Raw genomic sequence first — 26594 nt, 5'->3', positions numbered from 1 at the left:
TCTGCCAAACTCGGACTGGGCCCCAGCTCTGAGGAAGTGTGATCGCGTGACTGTTTCTTACAAGATCCTGTCGAGAGACAGACTGGTCTATTTCCACTTCTCCGGTCTGATCCGGGCCGGGGAAACAGGCAAAGCCTTTGCAGATCTTGTCACCCATCCGAACTATGATCCGGCTTTGCGGCAGTTTTCCGATTTCACCGATGTGACCGGCGTGCAGTTAGACAGCGCCAAAGCCACCCGCACCATGCAGGCCAGCGCCTCGGAACTGGATCAGGTGGACTCCCCCAAAGCTGCAATTTTTCTGGCGCCCACCCCGGTTGGGCAAAGCCTGGCGCTTCTGGTCAGTAAACTTTGGCAGGATCACACCGGACTGACCCCAAGCATCACCAAAACCGCGGCTGAGGCGCTGACCCTTATCGGCGCACCGGAACGTGACATCGCCAGTTTCCTCAAACAAGAAACCCTGCCCTCGGAAAGCTAACCCCGCAAGCTCCCCCCTGAAAGGACGCCCTGCCCCATGGCCATTCATCTGACCATCGTTAACGAACACGAGCTTATTGTGATGCAATGGATGGGCGAAATTGACGACAGTGATAGTGCCGTTGCGCTGCAATCGTATGCCACTCACCCGGACGCCCGCGCCGGTCAGAACATCCTCAGCGATATGTCCGGCATCACGCACGGCTACTTCGATTTGCCCAAACGGCTGGCATTGCAGACCTCGCTGGATCGTGTGCTCTCCACCGGAGAAAAACCGCGCACCATTGTCTACTACGCCCCGCATGACACATCGCAACAGCTGGCAACCCAATATGCAAAGCTGTGGGAAAGCACCCCTTTGATCACGGCCCATGTTGTTAGCGACGAAGGCGAAGCGCTGAACTTGCTTAATTTGCCCTATGACTCCATGGCGAATGTGACTGACCTGCTTAAATAAGCAGCACAGATGTATGTTTCTGTGGCGGAATGCATGCGAAGCATTTACAAACCGCGGCTCCGCAGGCGACCATCAGATGTCGCAAATGAGGTGGGGTTTTATGCCGGTATCCATCGATGTCTATCAACAGCCTAACCTGATCTATCTGATCTCGACCGGGGTGATCACCGATGCAGATTCTGCTGTGGTCTTTGAAACCTATGCCACTCATCCCAACGCCCAGCCCGGGCAGAACATCCTCAACGATATGTCTGCCCTGAAAGAAAGCCGGATTGATTACGCCAAACGAATGCGACTGCAGTCGGTGATGGAACCAATCCTGTCGATGGGAGGTGGCACCAGGCGCTATGTGATGTATGCGCCTAACGAACGGGCGCTGGCGCTGGCCGAAAACTACATAACGTTCTGGCAACCGGTGCCGCAAATGGAACTGATGCTTGCCAAATCCGAACCCGAGGCGCTGGGGCTTCTGGGGCTGGACTATATGACCTTTGACGCACTCCGGGCAGACGCACGATAGCGCCGCAAACTCCCCCTACGCGTGCACAAATGCCACAGGGTTACTCTAGTTTTAACCATCTATGGCATAACCAAAAAAGCGGTTTATACGGTGTTTACACAGTAGCCTTAACCGATAGGCTCACCTCAATTCTGAGATGTAAATCCCATGCCCTTCGCCTATCACATTGCGCCGGACCACAACCTTGCCTTCTATCGGGGGCGCGGCGTGATCACCTGTTCCGATGCAGTCGGGCTGTTTGAAAGCTACGCCACCCATCCAGAGGCCTGTTCGGGGCAGAATATTCTGTGCGACCTGACCGATTTGCGCGAAGTGCGGATGGATCTGGACGACCGGCTGCGGCTGCAGGCCCGGATGGAGCCCGTTTTGGCCGCAGGTGGCAAACCGCGCCTATACGTGATGTACGCCCCAACCGCCCTCAGCCAACGGCTGGCGGAAACCTTTGCCGAGTTCTGGGAGGCCGCGCCGTTGATTACGGTGTCCGTTGTGCGCTGCAAGACAAAGGCCGCCCATATGTTGCGTTTGCCGCTTAATATTATTGATCTGATGCAGGCGCGACTGCCCTAAGGCATCACATCGCACAAACAAGCAAAAAACCACGTATTTCTACCCATCTTTTTCCCATTGGTTTCGCCTTGCAAAACTTCTGTAGGAATTGGAAATTAAACACATGTTCAATAATGGCTGACCCTGCGGCACCGTGCGCTCAGCCAGGTCTGAATCGGGAGGAAATGCAGTGGATTTTGCACTGAGCGAGGAACAGGTCGCCATCTATGATATGGCCAAGGCGTTTGGCGAAGAACATATCGCCCCCCATGCCCATCAGTGGGAAAAAGACGGCACCATCCCCAAAGAACTTTGGGCCGAGGTTGGCGCGCTGGGTCTGGGTGGGATTTATGTCTCGGAAGAGTCCGGCGGCTCGGGCCTGGGGCGTCTGGATGCCACGCTGGTTTTCGAAGCGCTGTCAATGGCTTGCCCTTCTGTGGCTTCCTTCCTGTCGATCCACAACATGTGCGCCAAAATGCTCGACACCTTCGGCGATGACCATGTGAAAGAACAGTTCCTCTCCCCTGCCATCACCATGGACAAGGTGCTGAGCTACTGCCTGACCGAACCCGGCTCCGGCTCGGATGCCGCAGCGCTGAAAACCCGCGCCGAGCGCAGCAACGAAGGCTACACGCTGAACGGCACCAAGGCCTTTATCTCGGGCGGCGGATATTCGGATACCTATGTTGTGATGGTCCGCACCGGCGATGATGGGCCTAAAGGCATTTCCACTGTGGTGGTGGATGACGGCACCGACGGCCTCAGCTTTGGCGGGCTAGAGGACAAGATGGGCTGGAAAAGCCAGCCCACCCGTCAGGTGCAGTTCGACGATTGCAAAATCCCCGCCGCCAACCTGGTCGGCAGCGAAGGCGACGGTTTCAAATACGCGATGGCGGGTCTGGATGGGGGCCGCCTGAACATTTCGGCCTGCAGTCTGGGTGCGGCGCAATCCGCGCTGACCGCCACGCTGCAATATATGAGCGAACGCAAGGCTTTCGGCAAATCCATCGACCAGTTCCAGGCGCTGCAATTCCGTCTGGCGGATATGGAGACAGAGCTGCAAGCCGCCCGCACCTTCCTGCGCCAGGCCGCATGGAAGCTGGATCAAGGCGCACCCGATGCCACTAAATTCTGCGCGATGGCCAAACGTTTTGTGACCGAGACCGGATCGAAGGTGGCCAACCAATGTCTGCAACTGCACGGTGGCTACGGCTATCTGGCGGATTACGGCGTTGAAAAGATCGTGCGTGACCTGCGGGTGCATGAGATCCTTGAAGGCACCAATGAAATCATGCGCCTGATCGTGGCGCGGCAACTGCTGGCAGAGAATGCTTAACTGATGACCGACATCCAAACCCGTATCGAAGGCCAAATTGGCCGGATCACCCTGACCCGCCCCAAGGCGCTGAACGCGCTCAGCTATGAGATGTGTCTTGAGATTGAAAAGGCGCAGGATGCCTGGGCGGCGGATGACGCCGTGAAGATGGTGCTGCTGGATGCGGAGGGGGAGCGTGCCTTCTGCGCGGGCGGTGACATTGCAGAGATGTATGCCGCGGGCACCAAAGGTGATTTTGCCTATGGCCGCACATTCTGGTCCGATGAATACCGGATGAACGCCAAACTGTTCAATTTCCCCAAACCTGTGGCCTCGCTGATGCAGGGGTTCACAATGGGCGGCGGCGTTGGCATCGGCTGTCACGGCTCTCACCGTGTGGTCGGCGAAAGCAGCCAGATCGCCATGCCCGAAACCGGCATTGGTTTGATCCCTGATGTGGGCGGCACCTTGATCCTGGCCCGCGCACCGGGACGGATTGGCGAATATCTGGGCGCCACTGGGGGCCGGATCGGCGCGGCGGATGCGATCCACGCTGGTTTTGCCGATTACTTCGTGCCCGAAGAAAAATGGCCCGCCCTGACCGCGGAACTGATCGAGACCGGTGATTGGGAAGCCATTGACCGCGCGGCGCAGCAGGCGCCTGCGGGCGTTCTGGCGGATCAACAGGCCGAGATCGACATGCTCTTTGCCGGTGACAGCCTGACCGATGTGCTGAACGCCTTGCAGGGTGCCACATCAGAGTTTGCCGCCAAGGCATTGAAAACATTGAACCGTGTCTCGCCCCTGTCAGCGGGCTGCACGATTGAACTGGTGCACCGCGCCCGTGCCTCTGACGACATCCAAAAGGCGCTGGAGCAGGAATACCGCTTTACCTACCGGTCCATGGACATGGGTGATTTTCTGGAAGGCGTCCGCGCCCAGATCATCGACAAGGACCGCAATCCCACATGGAAACATGGCAGCCCCGGCGATGTGACCTCGCTTGAGATCACCCAGATGCTGCTGCCGTTGGGCGAGAACGCCCTGAAGATCTGAGGAGAAACGCACATGAAAATCGCATTTATCGGTCTGGGCAACATGGGTGGCCCGATGGCGGCGAACCTGGCCAAAGCAGGCCATGACGTTGCCGGTTTCGATCTGGCCGCCCCGATGCCCGAAAGCGTTAGCAAGGCCGACACCGCCGCCGCAGCAGTCACTGGTGCAGAGGTGGTGATCACCATGCTGCCCAATGGCAATATCCTGCGCGCTGTGGCTGGCGAGGTGATCCCCACCATGACCAAAGGCGCGGTGCTGTGTGATTGTTCCACCGTGGACGTCGACAGCGCCCGTGCCGTAGCCGATCAGGCTGCTGCGGCGGGCATGGGCGCACTGGACGCGCCCGTATCGGGCGGCGTCGGCGGCGCGGCGGGCGGCACCTTGACCTTCATGGTTGGCGGCGGGGCCGAGGCCTTTGCAACTGTTGATCCGCTGTTTGATATCATGGGCCAAAAGGCCGTGCATTGCGGCGATGCGGGGGCCGGTCAGGCCGCAAAGATCTGCAACAACATGATCCTGGGTGTCACCATGGTCGCGACCTGCGAAGCCTTTGCTTTGGCGGACAAATTGGGCCTTGATCGCGGCAAGATGTTCGATGTGGTTTCCACCTCTTCGGGCTACAGCTGGACAATGAACGCCTATTGCCCCGCCCCCGGCGTTGGCCCACAATCACCTGCCGACAATGACTACCAGCCGGGCTTTGCGGCCGAGTTGATGCTGAAGGACCTGCGCCTTAGCCAACAAGCCGCCGAAAGCGCTGATGCCGACACCCCGATGGGGGAACTGGCCAAAGCGCTCTATGAACAGTTTGTCGAAAACGAAGGTGGTCAGGGGATGGATTTCTCGGCCATGCTGCCCCGATTTGAAAAACGCGGTCGCGGTTAAATCCGAGCCAAAACACGACAGGAGGGCGTTGCCACAAGGCAGCGCCCTTTTTGCTGCCTTCACGGCGGGTCACCAGATGTTCACGGTTTCGTGGTGCTTGACCTAGATCATATTCTGACTTTTGAATTTTTAATAAGTTGCCAACGAACGTGACACATCTCTCAGAAAGGACAGCAGATGTTTGGCAAGAATGTTGGCGGATTGGACAAAATCCTGCGGATCGCTTTGGGCGCACTTTTGGTGCTGGGGGCGCTCTTGGGCTATGGCTGGTGGATGTGGATCGGCGTGGTGCCTCTAGCGACCGGCCTGTTGAACAGCTGCCCGATCTATTCCCTTCTGGGGATCAGCACCTGTCCCGCATCAAAATCCTAAGCTACGGAAATGTCGGCGTAATCTTTGCTGAGGTTGCGCCGCATTTGCACAGCTACATCAGGCAGTTACTTCAGGCAGAAACCGTCACGACTAGTGCCTTATCCAGCACTTGATCGACAAAATCACTCATCGGATAGCGCCCGGCACGGACCTCTGCGATGGGCAGCCAGGCGGCTTCTTCGGCGTCATCTGCGGCCAGGGCTTCGCCCGCTTGATAGCGACAATGCACCGCCACCAGATAGAAATGATGCGCCACCGCGCCCGCGTCCCCTCGGTGAATGACATCGATGCCTTCCAGCACAGACAGGCCTTCACCGGTGACACCGGTTTCCTCGGCCAACTCGCGCACCGCCGCCTCTACCACGGTTTCGCCAGCCTCCACATGGCCGCCCGGGTAGCCCCAGAGGCCGCGATCGGGATCCTTGCGCCGCCGCACCAGCAGCACCTCATCGCCCCGTGTCACCACCGCCAAGGCGGCCAGCGCGGGACGGCCCGAAGCGTTCATTCCGCCGCCACCTTAGCACCGCCCAGCATCGGTTTCAGATAGTGACCGGTGTGGCTTTCGGCGACATCTCCCACCTCTTCCGGGGTGCCCTCGGCAACAATGCGGCCACCGCCATCGCCGCCTTCCGGGCCAATGTCGATGATGTGATCAGCGGTTTTCACCACATCCAGATTGTGTTCGATCACCACCACGGTGTTGCCCTGATCGACCAGTTCATGCAGCACTTCCAACAGTTTACGCACGTCTTCGAAATGCAGACCGGTCGTGGGTTCATCCAGAATATAGAGCGTCCGACCGGTCGAGCGTTTGGCCAGTTCCTTGGACAGTTTGACCCGCTGTGCTTCGCCGCCTGACAGGGTGGTGGCCTGTTGGCCCACCTTGATATAGCCCAGCCCAACCCGCATCAGCGCGTCCATCTTGTCCCGGATCGTGGGCACCGCCTGGAAAAACTCCTGCGCATCTTCCACAGTCATATCAAGCACATCGGCGATGCTCTTGCCCTTGAACTTCACCTCCAGCGTTTCGCGGTTATAGCGCGCGCCGTTGCAGGTTTCGCAGGTCACATAGACATCTGGCAGGAAGTGCATCTCGATCTTGATCACCCCGTCGCCCTGACAGGCCTCGCAGCGTCCACCTTTGACGTTGAAGCTAAAGCGGCCGGGCTTGTAGCCACGGGTTTTGGCCTCGGGCAGACCGGCGAACCATTCCCGGATTGGGGTGAAGGCGCCAGTGTAGGTTGCCGGATTGGATCGTGGGGTACGGCCAATGGGGCGCTGGTCAATGTCGATAACTTTATCGAGGTGTTCCAAACCCTTAATCGTTTCACAGGGCGCAGGCGTTTGGCGCGCGCCGTTGAGCCGCATGGAGGCGGTTTTGAACAGTGTCTCAATGGTCAGGGTGGATTTGCCACCCCCCGACACGCCGGTCACACAGACAAACTTGCCCAGCGGGAACTTGGCGCTGACGTCCTGCAGGTTGTTGCCGGTGGCCTTCACCACCTCGACAAACTTGCCATTGCCCTCGCGCCGTTCCGCCGGCACCGAGATTTCGCGCACGCCGCTCAGATATTGACCGGTGAGCGAGTTTTTGTCCGCCGCGATTTCCTGCGGTGTGCCTTTTGAGACAATCTCACCGCCGTGCACACCGGCCCCCGGCCCGATGTCAAAGACGTAATCCGCCTCGCGGATCGCCTCTTCGTCGTGTTCGACCACAATCACCGTATTGCCCTGATCGCGCAGGTTTTTCAGCGTGCCAAGCAGCCGGTCATTGTCACGTTGGTGCAGACCGATGGACGGCTCATCCAGCACATAAAGCACCCCCGTCAAGCCCGAGCCGATCTGGCTGGCCAGCCGGATCCGTTGACTTTCGCCGCCCGACAGCGTGCCAGAGTTGCGGCTCAGCGTCAGATACTCCAGACCCACGTTGTTGAGGAAGCCCAGACGTTCGCGGATCTCTTTCAGGATGGCCCCGGCAATGGCGTTTTTCTGATCGGTCAGATGCTCCGGCACGGTTTTGCACCAGGCGTAGGCCTCGCGGATCGACATTTCGACCACCTGCCCCACATGCAGACCGGCAATTTTCACCGCCAATGCTTCGGCCTTCAGACGGTAGCCGCCACAGGCGCCACAGGGGCGATTGTTCTGATAGCGTTCAAACTCTTCGCGGATCCAGTTGCTGTCCGTTTCACGGTAGCGACGTTCCATATTGGGGATGACGCCTTCGAACACGCGGGTGACCTGATAGACCCGCCCCCCTTCGTCATAGCGGAACGCGATCTCTTCCTTGCCCGACCCATGCAGGAACACCTGTTGCACCTTTTTGGGCAGGTCTTTCCACTTGGTGTTTTTGTCGAACTGATAGTGTTTCGCGATGGCTTCAATGGTTTGCAGGAAGTAGGGCGACTTGCCCTTGCGCCAGGGGGCCAGAGCGCCGTCATAGACCTTCAGGTTCTGGTCCGGCACCACCAGCCGTTCGTCAAAGAACAGCTCTTTGCCCAGACCGTCACATTCCGGACAGGCGCCGAAAGGGGCGTTGAACGAAAACAGCCGCGGCTCAATCTCGGGAATGGTGAAGCCACTGACCGGACAGGCGAAGTTTTCTGAAAAGGTGATGCGTTCCGGATCACCCTCTTTCGGCGCGGTCTCCAGCACAGCGATGCCATCGGCCAGATCCAGCGCGGTGCGGAAACTGTCGGCAAGACGGGTCTCCATGCCTTCTTTCACCACCAGACGGTCGACCACCACATCGATATTATGGCGGAATTTCTTGTCCAGTTCCGGCGGCGTATCAAGATCGTGGAAATCCCCGTTTACTTTCACCCGCTGGAAACCCTGTTTGCGCAGTTCCAGAAACTCTTTGCGGTATTCCCCTTTGCGGTCCCGCACAATCGGGGCCAACAGATAGGCGCGGGTACCCTCCTCCATGGTCATCACCCGATCCACCATATCCTGCACCTGCTGCGCCTCAATCGGCTCGCCGGTGGCGGGGCTATAGGGGGTGCCGACACGGGCAAAGAGCAGCCGCATGTAATCGTAGATCTCGGTCACCGTGCCAACGGTCGAACGCGGGTTCTTCGAAGTGGTTTTCTGCTCGATGGAGATCGCGGGGCTCAGGCCCGAGATGTGGTCCACATCGGGTTTTTCCATCATATCAAGGAATTGGCGGGCATAGGCGCTCAGGCTTTCGACATAGCGGCGCTGGCCTTCGGCGTAGATGGTGTCAAACGCCAGCGAGGATTTGCCCGAGCCGGACAGACCGGTGATCACAACCAGCTCATCGCGGGGAATATCCACGTCAATGCTTTTGAGGTTGTGTTCGCGCGCACCGCGCACTTCGATTTTCTTCAGATCCGCCATCGTCAGTCCCTGATCCGTCCTTGCGTCTTGCCGGTTAACAGATAGTTGACGCGCCCTGAGTCTCCAACCCAAAAATGTGAACATTAAGCGAACATTTTAATTTGTGATCTGTTCTCTTTGCCCAAATCGCAATTTCGCGGCATAATCTCGCCATTGATTTTGACCGGAGATATTTTGATGAAACCCTTGCGCCTGCTCACGGCCGCATTGTGCCTGACCGCCACCCCTATGTTTGCCCCTGCTCTGGCAGCACAGGAAAAACCTGCCGCCATTGTTGTTTTGGACGGCTCCGGCTCCATGTGGGGCCAGATTGACGGGGTGGCCAAGATCACCATTGCCCAGAAAGTCATGGGCGAGTTGATGTCCACCCTACCCGCAGATCTTGACCTTGGACTGACCGTTTATGGCCACCGTCGCAAAGGCGATTGCAGCGATATTGAAACCCTGGTGCTGCCCGGCAGCAACACCCGTGCGGCCATCACCAGCGCTGTGAACGGGATCAAACCCAAAGGCAAAACCCCGATGGCAGATGCCGTGGTCGCCGCCGCAAAGGCGCTGCGCCACACCGAGGAGGCGGCCACAGTGATCCTTGTTTCCGACGGCATTGAAACCTGTGTGCCGGATGTCTGCGCCGTCGCCCGGAAATTGGAAGAGACCGGGGTTGATTTCACCGCCCATGTGGTAGGATTCGACGTGGAAGACCCTGAAACCCTTGCACAATTCCAATGTATGGCTGACAGCACCGGCGGCCAGTTCCTGTCGGCTGGCAATGCCACGCAGCTGGCTGCTGCCGTGACAGAGGTGGCCGTCGCCGCCCCCACGCCTGCCCCCGCGCCCGCACCCGAACCGGCCCCCTTGCCGGGGTCGATTATGTATTCGGTCACCGAAACCTTCGGCGGCACCTCGCGCCGGGTGGATGTGGAATGGTCGCTGAAAGGCATCGACGGGCAAGAGCTTATTGCCTCCTTCCATTCCGACTTTGGTGAACAGGAACTGGCTGAGGGCATCTACACCATCAGCGTCACCCGCGTCAGCGATGGCGCGCGGCAGGAAAAACAGGTTGTGGTGCGCCCCAACGTCCGCAACGTGGTGGAATTTACCTTTGAGGCCGCCCTGCCCGAGGCCAGCCTTGTGGCCCCGGTCACAGGCGTTGCAGGCGCAACCATCTCCGTCGACTGGACGGGACCGAATGCAGCAAACGATTATGTCGACACTGCGCCGCTCGGCGCTGGCTCGGGCACCTATTTGACCTACAGCTATACCAACAAGGGCACCCCAATGGCGTTGCGCCTGCCTGCTCAGCCCGGCGAATACGAACTGCGCTACATTCTGGCCGAAGGTTCGCAGGTTCTGGCCCGTCAGCCCATCACCGTGACCGAGGCGCAGTTCAGCCTCGACGCGCCTGCCAATGCTTCGGCCGGGGCGACAATTGACGTGACCTGGACCGGCAATGGCTATGATGAGGATTACCTGACCGTAGCTGAAATCGGCGCGGAGGCTGGCCGCTATTCCGCCTATACTTATGTGCGCAATGGCAACCCCGCCCCCTTGCGGATGCCCACTGAACCGGGCCGCTATGAGATCCGCTATGTCACAGCGCAGGACACTTCGGTTTCGGTCTCCCGCGAGATTGAGATCACGCCTGTTGCCTTCTCGGTCAGCGCGGTGGACAGCACGCCGCTTGGCGCCACCATCACAGTGGACTGGACCGGCAACGGGTTTGAAGAGGACTATCTGACCATTGCCGAAACAGGCAGCGATGGCGGCTCTTACCTTGGCTACGTCTATGTGCGCGAAGGCAATCCCGCCAGCTTCCGCGTGCCGGTGGTGCCGGGCAATTTCGAACTGCGCTATGTGAACGGGCAAGACAGCACGGTGGCAGCCAGCCAGCCAATCACCCTGACCGATGTGGCGGTGACCTTGACCGGCCCCAGTTCAGCCGCCAGCGGCAGCACAATCAGCGTCAGTCACGACGGCCCGACCTATGCGGGGGACTATGTGACCTTCACCGCCCCCGGTGCAGCGGCTGGGGAATACCTCAGCTACACCTACACCAATCAAGGCAACCCGCTACAGATCATCGTACCGGAAACACCGGGCAATTATGAGCTGCGCTATGTCACGGTTTGGGGGCCGTCACGGGTGCTTGGCACCCAGCCCTTCACCGTCGAGTAGCGCCGCCCCCGCGCTGTGGCGGCGAAAAAATACATCTGAGACTCCCTAAAAAGCGGCCCTTCGGGGCCGTTTCTCCTGTGTAAGAGCAGTGTGTGCGGACCGGTGTTTGGTCTTGATAACCAATAAAAATACCTCAAAGGACCGCAGATGTTCATGTTCCGCCAGCCCCCGTCTCCCTTTTTCCGCCCCGAGGATGCGGTGCAACGTGGCATGTCCGGCACCGCGCTGGTGATTGACGTGCGCGAACCGGATGAACTGGCCCGCACAGGCAAGGCCAAAGGGGCCCTGCATATCCCGATGGGCCGGCTGCGTGCCGCCGCCAACCCGCGCGATCCGATGTTCAACCCACGTCTCAGTTTTGAAACAACGCTGGCGCTTTACTGTGGGTCCGGTGGGCGCGCGCAGAACGCCCGTAAGATGCTGGAAGACATGGGATACAAAGATGTCCACGTGATCGGCAGCTTTGATGATTGGATCAGCGCAGGCGGTACGGTTGTGGCCACCTGACCTGACTTAAGCATCTAAACTAAGCGCGGCGCATTCGCTGCAACACCAGATGGGCAATGGCCCCTAGCAGCAACATCGTCAGCGCCAGCGCCATCATCCCGCCATAGCCCGCAACGGTCCCCACCGCCAACATCACCGGTGTGCCCAGCGTATTGCCCAGATTGCCGGTCTGCGCCATTGCCCCATTGGCAGCGGCGCGGTCTGCCTCGGCCGCATTCAGCTGCGGCACCATGGTGAACCCCGCCCCCTGTACCAGACCCAGCGTGAACCCCAGTGCCAGACACAGGACAGGCGCACCGGGCAGCAGCCACAGCCCCAGCACCACCATGGCGGTGCTGGCAAAGCCGATCACCGTCACCCCCACCGCATCCATATAGCGCAACAGCCAGACCCCAAGGGTCAGTGAGCCGACGATGCTCATCAGCGGCATCATCCCCACGGTGAACGCCCGCCATGCCGGAGGGATTTCGGGCGGCAACAAGGTCAGCAGGCTGACAAAACAGAAGGTGTAAAACAGCCAGCCCACCGCTGCCGCGCTTAAGGAGGGTGAGCGGTAGATGGCCAGATGCAGCGTGGCGATGTCCTTCAGGTCAAAGGCCTGCGGCTTGGCCGCCTCCCCGCTGGGCAGACGTACAAAGACCAGGATCAGCGCAAACACCGCCATCCAGATGCCATGGGCCAGAAACAGCGCGTCCAGCCCCGCCACATCCACCAGCGGCAACCCCAGCCAGACCAGCAGCGAAAAGGCGACGCCGAAAAACGTCCCCCAGAGCGTCATCGCAAAGCCGCGCCAGCGGTCCGGCGCAATCCGCGCAATCAGCGTAGGCGCGGCCACCACAATGGCCAGATGTGACAGACCTTCCAGCACGCGACTGGCCAGAAACGCCTCCAGCGACAGACCACTGGCCTGCACAAATGACAACAGCGCCCCAAAGCCCAGCCCGCCAATCAGGCACCGCCGCATGCCAATCCGGGTGCCAAGGAACCCCGCCACAACCCCCAGCGCGATGCCGACGAACCCGACCAGCGACAGGGCGAATCCAATCAACGCCCCGCCCTCGGGGTAAAGGCCCGCCAGCACCGTAAAAGTGACGGAGATCTTGCCGTATTGCGCCGCAGCGCCAAGGCCCGCCAGCCAGATCAGTGCCACCAGCAGCGCCGCGCGCGCCTCGCTCATGTCCTTAGGATGTTTGTGCTTTTCCATAGGTCGGACCCTGCCCCTTTGGGTCCGAAACGTCCATCCGCAAAAATCATTCACCCAAAAGGTTGACTGAACGCGGATCCCAATGCTATTCATCCATATGGTTGAACAAGATAACAGCGACACAGATACCCAACTCAGCGCCATACTCAAGGCGGCCTCGGACCCGACCCGTCGGGCCATTCTGACCCTTCTGGCCCAACACGGGCCTCTGAAAGTCACCGAGATTGCCGCCCGTTATGAGATGAGCCTGAACGCGGTCTCCAAACACATCAAAGTGTTGGAGAGCGCCGGTCTGGTCACCCGCCGCACGGAATGGCGGGTGCACCTGATCGAGGTGCAAATGGCGCCGTTAACCCTGATTGACCAATGGTTTGCCGGCCTGCGCTCGATTTGGGCGCTTAGGCTGGATGCTTTGGAAACCACCCTTGATGCTGCCTTGAAGGAGGACAAAGAATGACCACTGCCACTGAACTCTCACTCGAAGTGTCCCGCCACCTGCCGCACCCGCCGGAACAGGTCTTTGACGCCTGGCTGGATCCTGCGATGCTGCAAAAATTCATGCTGCCCGCCCCACATATGTCGGTGACCGCAACCGAAAACGATCCGCGTGTCGGCGGCACGTTCAAAATCGTGATGCAGGCCCCCGACGTTGAAGAAGGCTGGCCGCACACCGGCACCTATCTTGAGATGGACCGCGCCACAAAACTGCGGTTCACCTGGGTCTCCGCCTACAGCCAGGAAGACAGCGAAGTCACCCTGACCCTTGTCCCCCGCGACGGGGGAACCGACCTGACCCTGCGCCACATCCGTTTCCCCGACGAAGAGGTGCGCAACAACCACGAAGGCGGCTGGACCCTGATCCTGCAGGCGCTGGACGGTGTCATGGCCGAGGCCACGGTATGAACTGGCCTGCCGTCATTGCCGGCGTGATTGGTGCCTTTGTGCTGGGGTTTGTGATCTATGGCCCGTTCCTTGGGCTGCAACGCCGCTGGGCGGAAGGTTCACATATCTCGCCCGAACCACCTGCGCAGATGCCAGTCGGCGCAATGGCGGCGCAAATCGTCGCGCTGTCCCTGCTGGCGCTCATCATCGGACTGACGGAGACTACACAGAACCTGAACCTTGCCTTGCTGGCCATCCTCGCTGTTGCGGCGCAAGCCTTGTCGGCCGGCGCTTGGGCACAGAAAAGCCGCTTTGCGATCACGGTGGATGTCGGCTACGCGCTGGGTGCGGGGGCTGTGATGATCCTCGCGCAAGGGTTGCTGTAACACCCACCCATCCGACCTACGCAAACAAAAACCGGGCCCCTCAGAGGCCCGGTTTTCTACTATCCAACAGTCTGTGACAGACTTAGATGTGCAGCGCTTTACCGTAGGCGGCCAGCACGCTTTCATGCATCATTTCCGACATCGTGGGATGCGGGAAGACGGTGTGCATCAGGTCTTCTTCGGTGGTCTCCAGCTGGCGCGAGATCACGTAGCCCTGGATCATCTCGGTCACTTCGGCCCCCACCATATGGGCGCCCAGCAGCTCACCGGTTTTCTCGTCAAAGATGGTTTTGACCAGACCTTCGGCTTCGCCCATCGCAACCGCTTTGCCGTTGCCGATGAAGGGGAATTTGCCAACTTTGATCTTGAAGCCCGCCTCTTTGGCCTTTTCTTCGGTCATCCCGACCGAGGCCACCTGCGGATGACAATAGGTGCAGCCCGCGATGGAGCCCGGCTTGATCGGGTGGACCTTTTCGCCCGCGATCAGCTCGGCCACCATGACACCTTCGTGGCTGGCCTTGTGGGCGAGCCAAGGCGCGCCGGCGATGTCGCCGATGGCAAAAACACCCTCAACACCGGTGCGGCAGTATTCGTCGGTTACAACGTGGGTGCGGTCGATCTGAACCCCCAGAGCTTCCAGACCCAGACCTTCGGTATTACCAACAATGCCCACGGCCGAAATCACGGTGTCAAACTCGTGATTCTCGATCTTGCCGCCCTTTTCGATATGGGCGACGACGCCCTTGCCAGGGGTGCGATCCAGCTGCTTGACCATGGCTTTTTCCCAAATGGTCATGCCCTGCTTTTTGAACTGCTTCTTGGCAAAGTCCGAGATGTCTTTGTCTTCCACCGGCAGCACCCGGTCCATCACCTCAACCACCGTGGTGTCGGCGCCCAAGGTGTTGTAGAAGCTGGCAAATTCAATCCCGATCGCGCCGGAACCAATGACCAGCAGCTTCTTTGGCATCCGCGCCGGTTTCAGCGCGTGGCGATAAGTCCAGACCAGATCCCCATCTGCTTCCAGGCCGGGCAGTTCGCGGGCGCGGGCGCCGGTGGCGACGATGATGTTCGGCGCCGTCAGCTCCTCTACACCTTTGTCGGTTTTGACCGAGACCTTGCCTTTGGCCACGATGGTGGCCTCGCCCATGATCGAGGTGATTTTGTTCTTTTTGAACAGGCCTTTGATACCACCATTCATCTGGGCCGCCACTTTGCGCGAGCGGTCCACGATGGCGTTCAGATCAAAGCCGAACTTGTCCGCCGTCAGGCCAAATTCCTTGGCGCGTTCGAACTGATGATAAACCTCAGCCGAGCGCAGCAGCGCCTTGGTCGGGATACAGCCCCAGTTCAGACAGATACCGCCCAGATGTTCCCGTTCGATACAGGCCACATTCAGACCCAGCTGCGCGGCACGGATTGCAGCCACATATCCACCGGGGCCCGCCCCGATCACCACGACGTCAAATGATTTGGAAGCCATTAGCCCCTCCGATTCCGAAATTAGTTTGATATTAAACTACTTTTCCACCCGAAACAACGCACAGCAAAGACCCCGCAGCATTTTGACACGCATACGGGGCCTAAATATCTGTAAATTCGCGTTATTTTCTGCGACCAATGCTTACGCAGGGGCAGCGATCTTGGCTTTGTGACATTCTTCAACCTCGCGGAAGACATCGCCATAGCCACTGGTGGCCAGGAACGCGTCTTCATGCGGGTTGTTGGCACGCCCCAGTGCCTCATTGCGATAAGGGAAGCGGCCGAAGTCCCGGATCACCTTGCGATGCGCCTTGGCGTGCAACAGGTTGCTGCCGCCGGTTTCGGGCATCCGCTCTTTCATCAGGCGCACACAGCGTTCCTGATCGCAGAGGTTTTCCGAATGCATCAGGGGCATATAGAAGAACTGGCGTGCCGGTTCATCGATCTTCAGATCCCAGCCGTGATCAATGGCAATCTTCGCCGCCGCCAGCGCCGCCTTGTCGGAGGCAAAGGCTTCGCCCTTTCCGCGGAACATATTGCGCGAGAACTGATCCAGCAAAATGATGTAAGCGAGCGCCCCCGACGGGTAGGTCAGCCAGAGGCCAAACTTGCCCTCCTGCGCCTCACGCCAGGCTTCGCCGAAACGGGTGCGTATGGTGGCGTCGAGTTTTTCCTCCGCCAGATACCAGCCCTGTTCGCCGACCTCATCCAACCAAAAGGCCAGCACCTGCTCTGGCCCCACATCAGCCCCGGATTTTGCTCCAGTTTTTGCCCCGATCATTGCCCCGACTCCTGTTGCTAACGGCAATCCTCATTCCCCAAGGTTAAGCGCGGAACCTCAAGGAATAACAGTCAAAAATTGCAACGGTTCTGTATTAATTGCTCTCATTTTGGGCATCTTCTTCTTCGTTTGCGCTATCAATGGCATATTCCAGCGCAACCTCCAGCGCCACCGGCGTCGCCGAGGCCATAACCGGCGTATAGGCAGTGGTGTCTTCGGCCGCCACAGGCGGGCGCTGGGTCATCCGGTAGGCGGCATAGGCGGCCAGCGCCAGCATCAGCACGGCGATGATCAAGAAGTAGCCCTGCGGCCCCGACACCTGCATCACCCAACCGGTGATCAGCGGTCCCATGATCGCCCCCACCCCGTTGATGAACACCAGCCCGCCAGAGGCAGCGGCCATGTCATCCGGCTCCAGGAAGTCGTTGGTATAGGCCACCAGCAGCGAATACAGCGGGTTCGAGGTGCCGCCGATCACAAAGGCCGAGGCCAGCAGGATCTCAAACCGCATCCCAAACACCATCGCCACACAGGCGCCAACCCCCGCTCCTGCGGCAACCAGCATGATCAGCACCCGGCGGTCCATCCGGTCGGAAATCCAGCCCAGCGGATATTGCAGCAACAAAGCACCCAGATAGAAACTGGCCACAAACAGCGAGATCTGCGGCAGTGTCAGCCCCACTTCGCCGCCATAAACCGCCGCCATGCCGAACTGCGCGGCAAAGACACCGCCCAGCAGGAACATCCCCATGCAGCCCAGTGGCGACAGCTCCAGCAGCTCTTTGATGGCCAGCGGCTTGGCGGTGTCAAAGGCCGGTGTCGGGCTAATCGACAGCAAAATCGGCGCAAAGGAGATCGAAACCAGCACCGAGGGGATCACAAACAGCACATAGCCGGAAGGATCCGCCACCAGAAGCAGCCCCTGCGCGGAAACAATGCCGGTCATCTGCACGATCATGTAAAGCGACAGCGCCTTACCGCGGTTTTCATTGTCGGCAGCGTTGTTGATCCAGCTTTCTGCGGTCACATACACGCCCGAGAAACAGAACCCGATGACCACCCGCCCCAGCGCCCAGGCCACCGGATGGGCCAGCGCCGGATAAAGGATCAGAACTGCCGAAATGAGCGAGGCCAGCGCCGCAAAAACCCGCACGTGACCCACACGGCGGATCATCTCGGGCGCCATCCGCGAGCCGCCAAGGAACCCTGCGAAATAGGCCGACATCACCACGGACATCTGGAACGTTGAAAAGCCCTCAATCTCGCCGCGCACGCCCAGAAGGGTGCCCTGCAGACCATTGCCCACCATCAACAACATCAATCCAAGGAACAGCGCCCAGGCGCTCGACAGGATCTGGCCCATATCAACAAACTCCACACGAAGGGTCACAGGATTCGCATTAGAATCGCTGCCTACCTTAGCAAGCCTGCCAAAGATGATTTGAAAGCGACCGAGGTGGGTCGTTTATGATCCGCGTTTTGGAAAAATTTCGAAGGGGCCCGCGCCCTATTGCGCAGGCACCAGCAGCGAGGCATCGCCGTAAGAGAAGAACCGGTAGCCTTCGCGCAGCGCGTGGGCATAGACGCGGTCCATCTGTTCCTTGCCCATCAAGGCCGACACCAGCATCAGCAGGGTCGATTTTGGCAGGTGGAAATTGGTCATCAGCGCGTCGGTCACATTGAACTGGAAACCGGGGTAGATGAAGATATCAGTCTCGCCTTCCCAGGGGGCAATTTCGCCAGCACGGGCCGCGCCTTCGATCAGACGCAACGCAGTGGTGCCAACGGGGATCACCCGTCCCCCCGCCGCTTTGGTGGCCGCGATCTCCTTCGCCGCAGCTTCGGTCACCTGCCCCCATTCGGCGTGCATCTTATGGGTGGTTACATCCTCCACCTTCACCGGCAGAAACGTCCCTGCGCCTACATGCAGGGTCACATGGGTGAATGTCACCCCCCGCGCCTGCAACGCCGCCATCAACGCATCATCAAAATGTAAAGAGGCCGTGGGCGCCGCAACCGCGCCCGAGTTTTTCGCCCAGAGCGTCTGGTAATCCTCATTGTCCTGCGCATCCGCCGCGCGTTTCGCCGCGATGTAAGGCGGCAGCGGCATGGCACCGGCCTCGGCCAAAGCCGCGTCAAAATCATCCCCCATCAGGTTGAACCGCAGCCGCGCCTGACCGTCCTCTTTGCCTTCCAGCGTGGCCGAAAGCGCGGCGGAAAACTCAACCACCTCGCCTTCGCGGATCTTCTTCAACGGCTTCAGCAGCGCCACCCAGCAGCCATCGGCCTGCGGCTCCAGCAGGGTCACCTCCATCTTGGCACGGGTTTCCCCCTCTGGCCCCATCCGCGGGCGTTCACCAGACAGGCGGGCGGGAATGACTTTGGTGTCATTGAGCACCAGCCGGTCGCCGGGTTGCAGCCACTCCGGCAGATCAATCGCCACCTGATCGTGAATCTCTTCGCCGTCGCACACCAGCATCCGCGCCGAGGACCGCGGCTTGGCAGGGCGGGTGGCAATCAGGGTCTCGGGCAGGTCAAAATCAAAGTCGGAGAGTTTCATCAACGGGGCTTTCGGCGCAGTTACTGGGTCACCTTCGGAGGCGGGCGGCGGAATATCTCTCTAAACATGCCCGGCGTAAAGAGCGAAAGCGGGTTGACCTGCACCTTGGGCACATCCGAGGTGCCTTTCAGCAGGTAGTTGAACCCCACCAGCCCCTCGCCCCGCCGTGTGAAGATCGCCCCGATCCCGTTCAGCGCATAGAGCGGCGAAAGCACCCCCTGAAAATCCATCGCCTTGTTCTTGAGGTCAAAATAGCCGTCCATCGAAATCCCCATTGATGCCCCGATGGCCGAAGACTTACGCAGGATCAGCGAGTCGGGGGTCAGGCGGAACTTGGCCTCAACCTCGCTGAAGAAAATCCCGGGACCCGACAATTGTTCCAGCAGCCCCACAATGCTGACCGCATGCAGCAACCCCGCCAGGGCAGGCACATCGGTCACGCGCGTGTCTGAAACGATCAATTCACCGTCGTAGTTGCCCTTCGCCTCGGCCGGCACCAGCCGCAGCACCATATCGCCGCCGCGCGCCTGTTTCAGGATGCCCGCCGCCGCGAACACCGCACCGGCATCTGCGCTGCGGATCTCGATGGCGGACCGGCTGCCTGCAGCCGCCATATCCCCCGCGATCGAAGCCACCCCGTTGACCCGACCGGTGAAGCTGCCGCTCATCCCGCGCGCGGCACTGAAACGCCCCTGCAGATCAGTCAGGCGAATGGTATCGGTGATGCGCAGCGTGTCCAGCTGCACCTCCATCGGCGTCACCCCACCCTGCCCGCTGCCGGTGCCGGCAGACGCGGGCCTGCGGCGCAGATCCACCGTACCGCCCTGCACCTGCACCAACGGCGGTTTGCCTTTGCCGCGCCCAATCAGCGTGGCGGGGGCATCCAGCCAGGCACCGGCCTTGACCCGCGACAGCTGAACGCGGTCCAGCGTGCCATCGGATTTCAGACTCAGCGTGCCTGCCGCGCTCATCCCCGGCGCCTCTAAAGACAGGGCGTCAATCACCGGCGGTTCCGTCAGCTGCCCCGAAATGGCGAATTGTCCCAGGGTGTCCTGCCCCATCGACCAGCTGAGCGGCGGCACTGACAGGCCGATCCCGCGCAGCTCGGAACTCAGTGCAAACCGGGGCGGCTGACCCTTTTCCAGCTGGATTACCATATCCGCCAAACCGCGCCCCCTGACCGAGCCTTTGGGCAGCGCAATTTTCAACGCGTCCAGCGCCTCGGCCGAAACTTCAACCGTGCCGTACACCTCCGCGCGGCCACGGGTTTCCTTGGTCAGCCCACCTTCGTAAACCGCATCAAACGGCACCCCATCCACAGTGCCTGGCCCCAGGATCACCAGCCGCTCGTTGTTCACGTTCAGCTGCAACTGTTCCGCCCGCAGGGTCTTTTTCGGCACCAAAGTGGTTGAGACCACATTTTCCAGCACCGCATCAATGTCATAGCGCACCTTTTCTGGTGGCAGCCTTTTTTTCAGCGGCATCCGCAACTGACCTTCCGCGCGGACAAGTCCCGTTGCCATATCCAGACCGCGCCCCGCCTTGTCCAGCGCCGACAGCGGATGCAGATTAAGGAAAGACAGCGTCGCCGTGGCATTGGCGCGCGCCTTCAGGTTCACTTCGCCGTTGGCAGGTTTCACCGTGATGTCGTCAATTGTGAACGTGGTGCCGGTGACATCGATCCAGCCGCCTTCGGGCGCAGGCACCACACCGGCGTCACCGGCAACGGTGAACCGCTTGCCCTCCAGCACCCCATGCCCCATCGCCTGTTCCACTGGCGGCAAATGCCGCGAGTAGCGCACCTTGGCGTCAGAAAACTCAAAGCTCGCCAACAGATCATGCGGCTGGCCTGAGGTTTTGCGGAAGGCCAACTGCCCGTTGGTGAGTGTGGCCTGATAGATGTTCTTTTCCACCCAGGCCCGGCTTTTCGGCTTCAGATCCTCAGGCCACAGCCGCAAAAGCGCCGCCGGATCCAATTCCGCAACCTGCGCCCCGGCAGAAACCTGCCAGCCGTCCGAGGTCGCCCGCGCCTTACCGTTCAAAACCGCTGTCTGCCCCTCGGCGCGCAGGGTCAACTCCCCCATGTGCAATTCAAACGGATCCAGCCCAAGACGGAACGACATATCTGCCGCTTCGACGCTCATCGGCTGGGTCAGCAGATTGTCGGGTTTGGCGGTCAGGTCAGACAGAGTGAACTGGCCCAGGAAGGCTTCGGGCACCCCGGCCTCCACCCCTTCCAGAATGGCCTTGCCCTCGGCCCGCAGCGCAATCCAGTTGCTGTCCACCGACAACTCATCAAACACCAGGTCCTGCGCCAGCGGGTTATAGGTGAAATAGCTCCGCGCCGAACGGAACGGCACCGGTTTGGTGGCGGCCGTCGGCTGGATCACCCCTTCGCCAATCTGCAAAGTGCCCGAGATCGGCCCCAAGCCGCCATCATCAGTAATCGAGCCACGCAGCGCCCCCGAAATCGGCGCCTGCACCGCTTCCAGCCAGGCCACAGCAGCCGACTGCACGGCAATGTCCGGACCAACCATATCCTCAAAGCTCATGCCAAACTGCGCCGTGGTTTCGCCAATGCGGCTTTCGAAATTGGTTTCCACCGTTGTCACAAACTGGTGGCCGCCCAGCAGCGCCATATCCCCGCGAATGCGCAGGTCCTCACCGTCGCGGATCAGGCTGACCCGCCCGCCATCCACCGTCCAGGCACGGCCCACACGGGCATCTTCAAACCGCAGGATCAAGGCGTCAGCGATAATCTCGCGCAGATGCTCCAGCTCTAATGACGTCAGCAGCGCGTCCAGATTGGCGATCATCTCCGCCGGGGTTGCCGCTTGCTCCACCTCTGGCAGGCTGGCCCCGAAGGCCAGATCAAACGACCCATCCGCGCGGCGGCGCATGTTCACCTCGGCCCCGGACATCCGCAGCTTGCCCAGCCGCATTTTGCCCTCAAGCAAAGGCCGTGCCGCCAGTCCGGTTTCCAACTCTCCCAGCGCCAGAATGGGGCGGTCATTGACGTCCAGCACCTCCACATCCAACATCAGCACCCGCGGTTTCAACCGGTTCGACACCTCAACCGAGACCGAGCCAAAGCGGACCGAACCTTCCGGCACCATTTGCGACAGCCGCGCCTCCAGCCGCGCCTGCACCCATTGCGGCGCCGTCACCTCGCGCCCGATCAGCAGGTAGGCCGCCAGCGCCAGACCGGCGATCACCATCAGCACAGATCCACAGCTCCAGCCAACGATCCGGCGCCGCCTGCGGCGCTTGGGGCATCCCTTACGGTCTGATCTGGTGAGGTGTTCGGACGGCGCAGCATCGGACGGGGCTGCTGGCCCCTCCGCCACCTCTTCAGGTACGTCTGTGCTGTCTTGATCCGTTGCGGATGTCACCGCCGCTACGCTCCTGCTCTCGTCCCTCGTCCCCGTTTCCCGGGGCTTCCCTGAGGCGTTATCTTCGCCGTATCGCCGCTATACACGGATTTCCGGCCGCTTGCGCAAAACCTTATGCCGGTCGGCGGGATTTTGCCCTGACGGCCTTTCATCTTTGCGACGCAAAGCTATACCTACTGCCAAGTTTACACAAACAGGCGAGGATTTGCAGTGTCTTTAACCCCGGCCCCAGATTTCACCCTGCCGCAGGACGGCGGCGACGACGTGACCCTTTCGGCCCTGCGTCCGGCCCCTGTGGTGCTGTTTTTCTACCCGCGCGACAACACGCCCGGCTGCACCAAAGAGGCGATCGGCTTCACCGAAACCAAAGCCGCTTTTGACGCGCTGGGTGCGGTGGTTTTTGGTATCTCCAAAGACAGTATCGCCAGCCACGCCAAGTTCCGCGACAAGAAAGAGCTGACCATCGGCCTGTTGTCGGATGAGGAAAACACCGTCTGCGAAGACTTTGGCGTCTGGAAAGAAAAATCCATGTACGGCAAGAAGTTCATGGGCATCGAACGGTCCACCTTCCTGATCGACGGCGACGGCAACATCGCGCGGGAATGGCGCAAGGTGAAGGTTCCCGGCCATGTCGAAGAGGTGCTGGACGCCGTCAAAGCACTCAAAGGCTGACATTGATGACTGCCAAGACCCTGACCCAGATGGCGGTGGAGGTTCTCACCACCGCCGATGGGCGTGAAAAAACCGCCCTGTCGCACAAATACGCCGCCGAATGGTTTGCCGCCCGCGCCGCTGGCACGCCCTTACCTGTTGGTGAGGCCGAACCGCCGCTGCGTCCGGCCCGTCCCGAAAAGCCCGAATTGCTGGATCCCCGTGACGTGCCCCGCCGCCGCCCCGGTAGCCCCGAGGGCCGCAAAGCCATCCTGCACGCCGTCGCCCATATCGAGCTGAACGCCGTCGACCTGCACTGGGACATCATCGCGCGGTTTGGACACATCAAAATGCCGCTTGGATTCTATGACGACTGGGTGAAATCCGCTGACGAAGAATCCAAACATTTCAACATGGTATGCGACTGCCTTGAAGCGATGGGCAGCCATTACGGCGCCCTGCCCGCCCATGCCGGCATGTGGCGCGCGGCCGAAGACACCGTTCACGACATCATGGGCCGCCTCGCGGTGGTGCCGATGGTGCTGGAGGCCCGCGGCCTTGATGTGACACCGGGCATGATCAAGATCTTCCAGAACGCCAAGGAAACCGCCACCATCGAAGCGCTGGAGGTGATCTACGCCGAAGAAGTTGGCCATGTCGCCTATGGCTCCAAATGGTTCCATTTCCTCTGCGGGCGACATGAGTTGGACCCGAAGGATGAATTCCACGCCCTTGTGCGCAAGTATTTCCACGGTGCCCTGAAGCCGCCCTTTAACGAAGAAAAACGTGCCGAAGCCGGTCTGCCGCCGGACTTCTACTGGCCGCTGGCAGATGACATCCCCAACAAACCGCGCGACAGCTAGACCGTTCTACAACGTCAGACCAGCCCCCTCCGTCGGGGTCTGGCAGCGCCCTAACCCCCTCAGAATCGGCAATATTCCGCCAAAATCGGCGGAAACTCACCCGCCGAAAGGGGGAATTTACCTAAATTTGTTGCCTTAAACGGGGGGGCTGATAAACAACTGCGGCGGACTTGCCATAAGAGCGGGCCGCGTTGAGTGGGGACGGACAAAAGGACGGACGCGTGAGAACACGTCTAGCAATCAAGATCGACGCCATGCTGGAACCCTGGTTCCCCGAGCGTCGCCTCTTCCTGCGATCGGATAGCGACACGCGGTTCATCCGCCTGCGTCCGGTTACGCAGCTCTTTGCCTTTGCAGGCAGCGCTTCAGTGGTCGCCTGGGCGATCGTGGCCACCGCCATTTTGCTGATGGACAGCATTGGCGCCGGCAACTTCCGCGAACAGGCCAAGCGGGACCAGCGCACTTATGAACAACGGCTGAACCTTCTGGCCGAGGAGCGCGACACCCGCGCCACCGAAGCCATGGCCGCACAGGACCGGTTCAATCTGGCGCTGGATCAGATTTCCGACATGCAGAGCCAGCTTCTGGCCTCGGAAACCTCGCGGCGTGAATTGGAAACCGGCATCGGGGTCATTCAGGCCAATCTGCGCGACGCAATGGACCAGCGCGATCAGGCCCGCGGGCGTCTGGCCGTGCTGCAACAGATGTCGCAGCCGATTGAAACCGCCGCCGCCAGCCAGGAAGGCAATGAAACGCTTGATTTCATGGTCGCCGCCCTGGCGGACACGGCCGCGGAGCGGGACAAGATCCTGGCCGATGCCCGTCAAGCGGTGAAAGATGCCGAAAACCTCGAGTTTCAGATCAAACTGATGGAGGATCAGAACGATCAGATTTTCCGCCAGCTGGAAGACGCCATGACCATCTCGGTCGAGCCGCTGGACAAGATGTTCAGCGCCGCCGGTCTATCGACCAAAAGTCTGATCGATCAGGTGCGCGCCAACCACGCCGGTCAGGGCGGCCCGCTGATGCCGATGTCCTTCTCCACCAAAGGCGAAGAACCTTCGGCGGATGAAATGCGTGCCAACCGCATTCTGCGTCAGCTCGACCAGTTGAACCTCTACCGTATCGCCGCCTCCAAGGCGCCTTTTGCCAAACCGGTAAAAGACGCGGTGCGCTTCACTTCGGGCTTCGGCTACCGCCGCGATCCGAAAACCGGCGGGCGCCGTCTGCACAAGGGTTCGGACTTCGCCGGCCCCACGGGCACCCCCATCTACTCGACCGCCGATGGCGTGGTGATCCACGCGGGCTGGTCCTCGGGCTACGGCCGTCTTGTGAAGATCCAACATGAGTTTGGCATCGAGACGCGCTATGCTCATATGTCGAAAATTCGCGTGAAGGTCGGTCAAAGGGTCTCGCGCGGGCAACGCATCGGTGATATGGGAAATACCGGACGTTCAACCGGGACCCATCTCCACTATGAGGTGCGCGTGGGCGGAAAGCCCGTTAATCCCATGATCTATATCAAGGCTGCAAACGATGTTTTCTAAGAGCAAAATCAACGAACCTGGCCCCAAGGCCGCTGAAACTCCGAAGCCGGCCGCCCCAGAAGCTGCCGCGCCCAAGACGGATTTCAAACCCACCGCGCCCAAGGCCAAACCGCCGGCCTCTGTGCTGTCCTCGGATCTGCACGTGACCGGCAACATGAAAACCACCGGCGACATTCAGGTCGAAGGCACCGTGGAAGGCGACATTCGCGCCCACCTGCTGACCATCGGCGAAAGCGCCACCATCAAAGGCGAAGTGGTTGCCGATGACGTGGTCATCAACGGCCGCATCGTGGGTCGCGTGCGTGGCCTGAAGGTGCGCCTTACCTCGACCGCCCGCGTCGAAGGCGACATCATTCACAAGACCATTGCCATCGAAAGCGGCGCCCATTTCGAAGGCTCCGTCCAGCGTCAGGACGACCCGCTGTCGGGTGGCAAACCTGCCAAGGCGCCCAAAGCCGAAGGCTGATCCCCACCGGATCCGAGATTTCCAAGGCGTCCCCAGAAGGCATTCGGGGGCGCCTTTTCTTTTTAGCCATTGCGGATCACCAACGTGGTTCTATTGATCGCACTCCTTTTCCTCCTCTTGGCCGCCCTCTGGTTCTGGCTCCTCCTCGGGTTGCGCAAATCAGGAAGGCGCTGGCTCTACGGGGCACTGGCGCTGCAGTTTTCCGTGCTGATGACCCTGCTCATGCTCTTTTTGGGATCAGGCTGGGCCGCCCTGATCGGTTTTATCTGGCCACTGCCGACCGTCCTTCCCGTCTCCTCCGTGCTCCTACAGCATTCCAGCTTCTACGCTGACTTCTACTACTTCCCGCTTGGCGCGGGCCTCTGCCTCGCCTTGATCGCTGCGATCTTCCCGCCCCTGCGGATCTGGACACCGCTGATTGTTGTGGCCGTCGCGATCCCTCTTGCCCTGCCGATGGCAGAGAAACACAGCCGCAACCTCATGTGTCAGCGCGCCATCGCCCTGGGCGCGTCCGAGATCAAGCGCCACAGTTTCCTCTGGTCGCTGCGCCACACCCGCACCAACTTCCTGGGCGAGGCACATGGCCTCACCACTGTAGACGGGCAGAGCTACGCCTGGAGCTACAGACGCCTTGATTGGTACCCCGTCACCTCGCAACCCTACGGACAACCCGGCTACATCCAGACCGCCTGCAGCAAGGCCTAGTCACG

The 26594-nt window shown here is 60.3% G+C and carries 26 protein-coding genes; 18 read left to right on the top strand and 8 right to left on the bottom strand.

The genetic code is table 11. From position 1 onward, the window contains the following. Window positions 1-46: 46 nt before the first annotated feature. The 8 genes from SIC14_RS15715 to SIC14_RS15680 all read left to right on the top strand — a co-directional run bounded on the left by SIC14_RS15715 (window position 47) and on the right by SIC14_RS15680 (window position 5631). Entirely contained in the window at window positions 47-481 is a 435-nt protein-coding gene (locus SIC14_RS15715; protein WP_412562856.1) for a hypothetical protein, read from the top strand. Between the two features lie 36 nt (window positions 482-517). Further along, window positions 518-937, top strand: a complete 420-nt coding sequence (locus SIC14_RS15710) for a hypothetical protein (protein ID WP_412562855.1) — start codon at window positions 518-520, stop codon at window positions 935-937. A 100-nt stretch (window positions 938-1037) separates the two neighbouring features. Further along, window positions 1038-1457 (top strand): hypothetical protein, encoded by a 420-nt coding sequence (locus SIC14_RS15705; protein WP_412562854.1) that lies wholly within the window; start codon window positions 1038-1040, stop codon window positions 1455-1457. 147 nt (window positions 1458-1604) lie between these two features. After that, window positions 1605-2024 (top strand): hypothetical protein, encoded by a 420-nt coding sequence (locus tag SIC14_RS15700; protein WP_412562853.1) that lies wholly within the window; start codon window positions 1605-1607, stop codon window positions 2022-2024. A gap of 169 nt (window positions 2025-2193) precedes the next feature. After that, complete coding sequence (locus tag SIC14_RS15695; RefSeq protein ID WP_412562852.1) at window positions 2194-3339, top strand: acyl-CoA dehydrogenase family protein; 1146 nt, start codon at window positions 2194-2196, stop codon at window positions 3337-3339. A gap of 3 nt (window positions 3340-3342) precedes the next feature. After that, window positions 3343-4374, top strand: coding sequence for an enoyl-CoA hydratase/isomerase family protein (locus SIC14_RS15690; RefSeq protein WP_412562851.1), 1032 nt, complete (start codon window positions 3343-3345; stop codon window positions 4372-4374). A 12-nt stretch (window positions 4375-4386) separates the two neighbouring features. Further along, complete coding sequence (gene mmsB, locus SIC14_RS15685; protein ID WP_412562850.1) at window positions 4387-5259, top strand: 3-hydroxyisobutyrate dehydrogenase; 873 nt, start codon at window positions 4387-4389, stop codon at window positions 5257-5259. 177 nt (window positions 5260-5436) lie between these two features. Continuing rightward, on the top strand, window positions 5437-5631 hold the full coding sequence (locus tag SIC14_RS15680; protein WP_412562849.1) for a DUF2892 domain-containing protein: 195 nt from the start codon (window positions 5437-5439) through the stop codon (window positions 5629-5631). Window positions 5632-5701: 70 nt separating this feature from the next. Here SIC14_RS15680 and SIC14_RS15675 read toward each other — a convergent pair whose 3' ends face one another. Both SIC14_RS15675 and uvrA read right to left on the bottom strand, forming a co-directional pair. Continuing rightward, window positions 5702-6136 (bottom strand): NUDIX hydrolase, encoded by a 435-nt coding sequence (locus SIC14_RS15675; RefSeq protein ID WP_412562848.1) that lies wholly within the window; start codon window positions 6134-6136, stop codon window positions 5702-5704. Then, window positions 6133-8991, bottom strand: a complete 2859-nt coding sequence (gene uvrA / locus SIC14_RS15670; RefSeq protein ID WP_412562847.1) for an excinuclease ABC subunit UvrA — start codon at window positions 8989-8991, stop codon at window positions 6133-6135. Before uvrA ends, SIC14_RS15675 begins: the two co-directional genes overlap by 4 nt. 177 nt (window positions 8992-9168) lie before the next feature. Here uvrA and SIC14_RS15665 point away from each other — a divergent pair, with 177 nt between their 5' ends. Together SIC14_RS15665 and SIC14_RS15660 are read left to right on the top strand one after the other, a co-directional pair. Beyond that, entirely contained in the window at window positions 9169-11166 is a 1998-nt protein-coding gene (locus SIC14_RS15665) for a VWA domain-containing protein (RefSeq protein WP_412562846.1), read from the top strand. 153 nt (window positions 11167-11319) lie between these two features. Then, on the top strand, window positions 11320-11673 hold the full coding sequence (locus tag SIC14_RS15660) for a rhodanese-like domain-containing protein (protein ID WP_412562845.1): 354 nt from the start codon (window positions 11320-11322) through the stop codon (window positions 11671-11673). 19 nt (window positions 11674-11692) lie between these two features. On the opposite strand, the gene SIC14_RS15655 is transcribed toward SIC14_RS15660, so the two are convergent. Then, window positions 11693-12877, bottom strand: a complete 1185-nt coding sequence (locus tag SIC14_RS15655; RefSeq protein ID WP_412562844.1) for an MFS transporter — start codon at window positions 12875-12877, stop codon at window positions 11693-11695. A gap of 82 nt (window positions 12878-12959) precedes the next feature. Between SIC14_RS15655 and SIC14_RS15650 the strand changes: the two genes are divergently transcribed. Genes SIC14_RS15650 through SIC14_RS15640 form a run of 3 tightly spaced genes read left to right on the top strand, consistent with a single transcriptional unit; the run spans window position 12960 to window position 14145 of the window. Next, window positions 12960-13334 carry an ArsR/SmtB family transcription factor gene (locus SIC14_RS15650; protein WP_412562843.1) on the top strand — a complete coding sequence of 125 codons (375 nt, stop codon included), beginning with the start codon at window positions 12960-12962 and terminating at the stop codon, window positions 13332-13334. After that, the gene (locus SIC14_RS15645) at window positions 13331-13780 is read left to right on the top strand and encodes an SRPBCC family protein (protein ID WP_412562842.1); all 450 of its coding nucleotides are present in this window, start codon (window positions 13331-13333) and stop codon (window positions 13778-13780) included. Before SIC14_RS15650 ends, SIC14_RS15645 begins: the two co-directional genes overlap by 4 nt. After that, on the top strand, window positions 13777-14145 hold the full coding sequence (locus SIC14_RS15640; protein ID WP_412562841.1) for a DUF1761 family protein: 369 nt from the start codon (window positions 13777-13779) through the stop codon (window positions 14143-14145). The genes SIC14_RS15645 and SIC14_RS15640 overlap by 4 nt, the downstream gene beginning before the upstream one ends. A gap of 82 nt (window positions 14146-14227) precedes the next feature. Here the strand turns inward: SIC14_RS15640 and lpdA are convergent, their stop codons facing one another. From lpdA to SIC14_RS15615, 5 genes are all read right to left on the bottom strand, one after another. Beyond that, window positions 14228-15625, bottom strand: coding sequence for a dihydrolipoyl dehydrogenase (gene lpdA / locus SIC14_RS15635; protein ID WP_412562840.1), 1398 nt, complete (start codon window positions 15623-15625; stop codon window positions 14228-14230). Window positions 15626-15766: 141 nt separating this feature from the next. Continuing rightward, window positions 15767-16405 (bottom strand): DUF924 family protein, encoded by a 639-nt coding sequence (locus SIC14_RS15630; RefSeq protein WP_412562839.1) that lies wholly within the window; start codon window positions 16403-16405, stop codon window positions 15767-15769. 94 nt (window positions 16406-16499) lie between these two features. Then, entirely contained in the window at window positions 16500-17768 is a 1269-nt protein-coding gene (locus SIC14_RS15625) for an MFS transporter (protein ID WP_412565880.1), read from the bottom strand. Window positions 17769-17912: 144 nt separating this feature from the next. Further along, a complete protein-coding gene (queA, locus tag SIC14_RS15620) occupies window positions 17913-18965 on the bottom strand; it encodes a tRNA preQ1(34) S-adenosylmethionine ribosyltransferase-isomerase QueA (RefSeq protein ID WP_412562838.1) in 1053 nt (350 codons plus the stop codon). Window positions 18966-18985: 20 nt separating this feature from the next. Then, window positions 18986-22357 carry a DUF3971 domain-containing protein gene (locus tag SIC14_RS15615; protein ID WP_412562837.1) on the bottom strand — a complete coding sequence of 1124 codons (3372 nt, stop codon included), beginning with the start codon at window positions 22355-22357 and terminating at the stop codon, window positions 18986-18988. A gap of 210 nt (window positions 22358-22567) precedes the next feature. On the opposite strand from SIC14_RS15615, the gene SIC14_RS15610 reads away from it, so the two are divergent. The 5 genes from SIC14_RS15610 (at window position 22568) to SIC14_RS15590 (ending at window position 26589) form a co-directional block, all read left to right on the top strand. Beyond that, window positions 22568-23029: a peroxiredoxin gene (locus tag SIC14_RS15610; protein WP_412562836.1), complete on the top strand. Its 462-nt coding sequence runs from the start codon at window positions 22568-22570 to the stop codon at window positions 23027-23029. Between the two features lie 5 nt (window positions 23030-23034). Further along, window positions 23035-23871 carry a ferritin-like domain-containing protein gene (locus tag SIC14_RS15605; RefSeq protein WP_412562835.1) on the top strand — a complete coding sequence of 279 codons (837 nt, stop codon included), beginning with the start codon at window positions 23035-23037 and terminating at the stop codon, window positions 23869-23871. A 221-nt stretch (window positions 23872-24092) separates the two neighbouring features. After that, a complete protein-coding gene (locus tag SIC14_RS15600; protein ID WP_412562834.1) occupies window positions 24093-25418 on the top strand; it encodes a DUF5930 domain-containing protein in 1326 nt (441 codons plus the stop codon). Beyond that, window positions 25408-25884, top strand: a complete 477-nt coding sequence (locus tag SIC14_RS15595) for a bactofilin family protein (protein WP_412562833.1) — start codon at window positions 25408-25410, stop codon at window positions 25882-25884. Before SIC14_RS15600 ends, SIC14_RS15595 begins: the two co-directional genes overlap by 11 nt. A gap of 93 nt (window positions 25885-25977) precedes the next feature. Beyond that, on the top strand, window positions 25978-26589 hold the full coding sequence (locus SIC14_RS15590) for a hypothetical protein (RefSeq protein WP_412562832.1): 612 nt from the start codon (window positions 25978-25980) through the stop codon (window positions 26587-26589). Window positions 26590-26594: the final 5 nt, after the last annotated feature.

It is taken from the genome of Thalassobius sp. MITS945101, from assembly GCF_047123305.1.
Classification (GTDB): domain Bacteria; phylum Pseudomonadota; class Alphaproteobacteria; order Rhodobacterales; family Rhodobacteraceae; genus Thalassobius.
The sequence above is the reverse complement of the archived record's forward strand: the minus strand, read 5'-3'. Positions and strand labels throughout refer to the sequence as shown.